Here is a 2,451-nt window from a genome sequence, read left to right as displayed (position 1 = left end):
GGGCCGGCTGGTGCTGAGCGACCCGGACAACATGCTCACCACCGGGGTCGAGGTGGAGGCCCGCCCGCCGGGAAAGAAGGTCAAGCGGCTGTCGCTGCTGTCCGGCGGCGAGCGCTCGCTGACCGCGGTGGCGCTGCTGGTGGCGATCTTCAAGGCCCGGCCCAGCCCGTTCTACGTGATGGACGAGGTGGAGGCGGCGCTGGACGAGACCAACCTGCGCCGGCTGATCGGGATCATGGAGGAGCTGCGGGAGAGCTCCCAGCTGATCGTGATCACCCACCAGAAGCTCACCATGGAGTCGGCCGACGCCCTCTACGGCGTGACCATGAAGGGCGACGGCATCTCGCAGGTGATCAGCCAGCGGCTGCGCGAAGAGCACCGGGAGCGCCGGCCGCGAGCCGGACGAACCGCGTCGGTGTAGGGCGGCTGCGGTCCATCCGGGCTCCGGTCGCGGATACTGGAGCAGTTATGGAATACGTGATCCTTGCCGTAGTCATCGCCGTGGTCGCCGTCGGCGCGATCGCCGGCCTCGTCGTTTCCGGCAGACGACGCCAGCAGCTGCCCCCGAAGTCGCAGGCGCCGGTCATCACGGCGCCGAAGCCGACCCCGCAGGAGCCCCAGGTCGGCGAGGAGTCCGCGCCGCCGACCGAGGCGCCCCGCCGCACCATCGAGGAGGTGGAACTCCCGGCGGAGGCCGGCGCGCCGGAGGCCCCCGAGGCCGTCGAGGCCGTCGAGGCCCCCGAGGTCGTGCCCGCCGAGGCCGAGGCGGCGCCCGCCGTCGAGGTTCCCGAGCCCACCGCCGGCCGGCTGGTCCGGCTGCGCTCGCGGCTGTCCCGCTCGCAGAACTCGCTCGGCAAGGGACTGCTCTCGCTGCTCTCCCGGGAGCACCTGGACGAGGACACCTGGGAGGAGATCGAGGACACGCTGCTCACCGCCGACGTCGGCGTCGCCCCCACCCAGGAGCTGGTCGAGCGGCTGCGCACCCGGGTGAAGGTGCTCGGCACCCGTACCCCCGACGAGCTGCGCGCGCTGCTGCGCGAGGAGCTGGTCGAGCTGGTCGGCAAGGACGCCGACCGCACCGTCCGCTCGACCAGGCACGAGGAGGGCCCCGCGGTGGTCCTGGTGGTCGGCGTCAACGGCGTCGGCAAGACCACCACCACCGGCAAGCTGGCCCGCGTCCTGGTCGCCGACGGCCGCACCGTGGTGCTCGGCGCCGCCGACACCTTCCGTGCCGCCGCCGCCGACCAGCTCCAGACCTGGGGCGAGCGGGTCGGGGCGCGCACCGTGCGCGGCCCGGAGGGCGGGGACCCGGCCTCGATCGCCTTCGACGCGGTCAAGGAGGGCATCGCCGAGGGCGTGGACACCGTGCTGATCGACACCGCCGGCCGGCTGCACACCAAGACCGGCCTGATGGACGAGCTGGGCAAGGTCAAGCGGGTCGTCGAGAAGCACGGCCCGGTGGACGAGGTGCTGCTGGTGCTGGACGCCACCACCGGCCAGAACGGCCTGATCCAGGCCCGGGTGTTCGCCGAGGTGGTCGACATCACCGGCATCGTGCTGACCAAGCTGGACGGCACGGCCAAGGGCGGCATCGTGGTCGCCGTCCAGCGCGAGCTGGGCGTGCCGGTCAAGCTGATCGGCCTGGGCGAGGGCGCGGACGACCTGGCTCCGTTCGAGCCGGGGGCGTTCGTGGACGCGCTGATCGGCGACTGACGCCCCGCGCGCGCCGCAAAGGCGCGAAGGGCGTACGAAGAGCGCAGGAAGGGCCCGCTCCCCTCTCGGGGGGCGGGCCCTTTCGCGTGCCCGGATCCGGGCGGCGCGCCGGTTCCGGCGCGGTGGCCCCGGCGGTGGCCGCTCGGACGGCTGCCCGGGGAGCGGGCCCCGGCGCGGCGGCCCGGCGGTGGCCGCTCGGGTCAGGAGGCCATCCAGGCCGGCTCGGCGGTGCGCTCGCGGCTGCGGTGGCAGGCGTAGGCGAGGGTGCCGAGCAGCAGCCGGGCCTCGGGCGGGCAGCCCGCGTTGTCGCGGGTGGGGCGGCGCAGCCAGCGGACCGGGCCGAGGGAACCGAGGACGGTGGGCGGGGCGGCGACGTAGCCGCCCTCGCCGTGGCAGACCAGGTCGAGCGCGGCGTCGTCCCAGCCCATCCGGTACAGCAGGTCGGGCAGGCGCCGGGCGGTGCCGGCGGCGACCAGGAACTGGAGCCGGCCGGTGGGGACGGCGAGCACCGGGCCCACCTGGGTCCCCATCCGCTCCAGCCGGACCAGGGCCTGGAGCCCGGCCTGCTCGGGGACGTCCAGGACGTCGAAGGCGCGGCCGGTGGGGAACAGCACCGAGCCCTCGGCGCGGCCGCCGCGGGCCCGGCCGCCGCGGCCGGGCACGGGGTGCGGGCCGGGCGCACCTCTGAAAAACACTCACACGTAGTGATATGGTTTTGCGGCTTGTGGGTGGATTTTT

General features: G+C 74.5%; 2 protein-coding genes and 1 pseudogene. 2 read left to right on the top strand and 1 reads right to left on the bottom strand.

The features are described from left to right. Together ACIQOV_RS37410 and ftsY are read left to right on the top strand one after the other, a co-directional pair. On the top strand, positions 1 to 421 hold a 421-nt coding region (locus ACIQOV_RS37410; protein WP_401055244.1), incomplete at its 5' end, for an AAA family ATPase. A gap of 47 nt (positions 422 to 468) precedes the next feature. Then, entirely contained in the window at positions 469 to 1,713 is a 1,245-nt protein-coding gene (gene ftsY, locus ACIQOV_RS37405) for a signal recognition particle-docking protein FtsY (protein WP_401055243.1), read from the top strand. A 200-nt stretch (positions 1,714 to 1,913) separates the two neighbouring features. Here ftsY and ACIQOV_RS37400 read toward each other — a convergent pair. Further along, positions 1,914 to 2,393 (bottom strand): annotated as a pseudogene (locus tag ACIQOV_RS37400) (bifunctional DNA primase/polymerase); the annotation flags it as partial. Between the last annotated feature and the right edge of the window lie 58 nt (positions 2,394 to 2,451).

The sequence above is a fragment of the Kitasatospora sp. NPDC091257 genome (genome assembly GCF_044757675.1).
Classification (GTDB): domain Bacteria; phylum Actinomycetota; class Actinomycetes; order Streptomycetales; family Streptomycetaceae; genus Kitasatospora; species Kitasatospora lactacystinica.
This window is presented reverse-complemented; position numbering and strand designations above follow the sequence as displayed.